Genomic DNA, 2375 nt, shown 5'->3' with positions numbered 1-2375 from the left:
CCAGTGCCAGTAACTTTCATTATCTAGGGGTGTTTATGTCTTGGCAGCACAGATTAGTAGTAACGATAGTTGCGCTCAGTAGCACTGTCAGTAGCCTTGTGAGTTTTACTCCTAGCGTTCGAGCGCAGACAACTAACAAAGGGTTTTCGGAATTTGTCTCTGGTGCTGGTACGGTGCTACCGAGCGCAACTATCGTTACTACTAATCCCTGCTTCCAAGACATAAATACCCCCAGATAATGAAAGTTATTTGCACCGGGAAAGCATCGCCTCAACCAGCTACAAATCGATCGAGTCGTTGGCGTACTTGCTACTGAGATGCTTCCTCGATGACAGTTGCATAATACCGCCTTTTGTAACCAGATCGAATTTAGGCGATCGACCCCGTGTAAAATTTGATGCCGGAAAACTACTACAATAGTTTGTAGATTGTTTTAAGCTCGATCTTAATCATTGCTGATGACTAAATATTTACTATCTAAACTGGCTATCCTCAGCGTGTCACTCACAGCGATGCCATTGCTAGCTGTCGCAGCACCAGAGCCGACTCCAGCACCGACAGCACAGTCAAATACCTCACAGCCAACTATTGCCAGTCTGGATGCCACCCTGCAACAAAATCCCCAAGATCTAGACGCATATTTGCAGCGCGGGATCTTGTACGCTAGACTCCAACAAAATATACCCGCGATCGCCGATTATACTGAAGTGATTCGCCTCGATCGAAATCATGCTCTGGCATATAATAATCGTGCTGCTGCCAAGCTCAATATGAGAGATTATCGGGGTGCCGTGCTGGACTATAACGAAGTTCTCCGCATCCTCCCGGAGCAAGCTATTACCTACAACAATCGCGCGTACGCTCGTCATCAAGCTGGTGACTGCAAGGGGGCAATTGCCGATCTCCGCATTGCGATGGAGTTATTTAGAATCTACGGCGATAATGTTAATTACCAACGGTCTTTAGCCAATCTCAAACAGTTTCAAAGAGCCAAGAGGTAGTTAAGGCTTTAGGTTTTAGGCTTTAGGCTTTAGGGTTTGGTTTTGGGCTTTTGGCTTTAGGGGATGAGATGTTTGTCAATGCAAAAAATCATAATTCAGTCTCAAATGTAGATGGTGGGCAGTGCCCACCCTACTTTTTGATTACTGAGTTTTGACGACTCAAATGTAGATGGTGGGCACTGCCCACCCTACTTCTTGTCGCCTCTTACCTCTTACCTCTTACCTTTTACCTTTTACCTTTTACCTCTTACCTTTTACCCATTAGTTTGCTCGTCCAACACCTTCTTCAATCCATCCCGCCGTACTAGTTCAAAGATTTCATCCAGAATATCTTTTGCGCCTTGACTGCGGAGCAGATTGGCGAGATCCTTCCCAATTTGCTCGGCATTGGTGGCTAGTCCCGTGATGGTATTGGTGACTAATCTTTGCCCATCGAGACTAGATACCATCCCTACTAACGTGAGATTGTCGCCATCGATGGTAGTATTAACGCCGATCGGGACTTGACAACCACCCTCTAATTCTCGCAAGAATGACCGCTCGGCATAACAGCGATCGGCAGTCGGCTGATGTTGTAAGGTTTGGAGTAGGGCGAGTATTTCGGGATCTTCAGTGCGACATTCGATGCCGAGTGCCCCCTGTCCGACCGCGTGGAGCGACAAACTAGCCGGAATGACCTGATGAATCCGATCGCCAAAATCTAGGCGTTGTAAGCCCGCCGCAGCCAGAATCAGCGCATCATATTCGCCTGCATCTAGCTTCGCCAGCCGGGTATTAACATTTCCGCGCACGTCTTTGAAGACAAAGTGGGGGAAGTGGTGGCGCAGTTGTGCTAACCGTCGCAATGAGGAGGTACCAATTACGGCACCAGCAGGGAGGGTATCGAGCTGTAAACCTTGATGTTTGGCATTGACAACTAGCGCATCGGCGGGATTTTCGCGTTCGGTGACACAGCCCAGCATCAACCCAGCGGGTAGATTAGTGGGCAGATCCTTGAGTGAGTGTACGGCTAAGTCTGCCGATCGATCGAGAATTTTTACTTCTAGTTCTTTGGTAAATAAACCCTTATCGCCGATTTTTGCCAAGGGTACATCCAAGATTTTATCGCCTTGGGTACTCATCATCTCGACTTCAAAAGTACGATCGGGAAAGTGCTTCTGTAACTCGGCTTGCACCCAATATGTTTGGACTAATGCTAGTTGGCTTTTCCGCGAAGCGATGCGGACTGTCTGGGTGGAGTTAGCAATATTAGCAGACATATAATAAAAGCGATTGTTAATCTAACGTATATAAATACCCAATCTAGGATACAGCCATTGGCGATCGGTTGCTAGTGACGATCGAGCCGTTTCCACTGCCTGAAGCTAGCTTCAC

The 2375-nt window shown here is 47.5% G+C and carries 2 protein-coding genes and 1 pseudogene; 2 read left to right on the top strand and 1 reads right to left on the bottom strand.

Annotated elements, in window-relative coordinates; all coding sequences use genetic code 11:
• Positions 1–239, top strand: a pseudogene (locus RMO52_RS24265) (hypothetical protein); the annotation flags it as partial.
• A 219-nt stretch (positions 240–458) separates the two neighbouring features.
• Positions 459–1001, top strand: coding sequence for a hypothetical protein (locus RMO52_RS24260; RefSeq protein WP_309743250.1), 543 nt, complete (start codon positions 459–461; stop codon positions 999–1001).
• A gap of 254 nt (positions 1002–1255) precedes the next feature.
• On the opposite strand, the gene hemC is transcribed toward RMO52_RS24260, so the two are convergent.
• Entirely contained in the window at positions 1256–2260 is a 1005-nt protein-coding gene (hemC, locus tag RMO52_RS24255) for a hydroxymethylbilane synthase (protein WP_310419514.1), read from the bottom strand.
• Between the last annotated feature and the right edge of the window lie 115 nt (positions 2261–2375).

This window comes from Chamaesiphon sp. OTE_8_metabat_110 (genome assembly GCF_031382685.1).
Classification (GTDB): domain Bacteria; phylum Cyanobacteriota; class Cyanobacteriia; order Cyanobacteriales; family Chamaesiphonaceae; genus Chamaesiphon.
The sequence above is the reverse complement of the archived record's forward strand: the minus strand, read 5'-3'. Positions and strand labels throughout refer to the sequence as shown.

What these genes read in the sequence shown, in the direction of transcription:
- RMO52_RS24260 (WP_309743250.1), top strand. Translation starts at nt 459, where the DNA reads ATGACTAAATATTTACTATCTAAACTGGCTATCCTCAGCGTGTCACTC.
- hemC (WP_310419514.1), bottom strand. Translation starts at nt 2,260, where the DNA reads ATGTCTGCTAATATTGCTAACTCCACCCAGACAGTCCGCATCGCTTCG.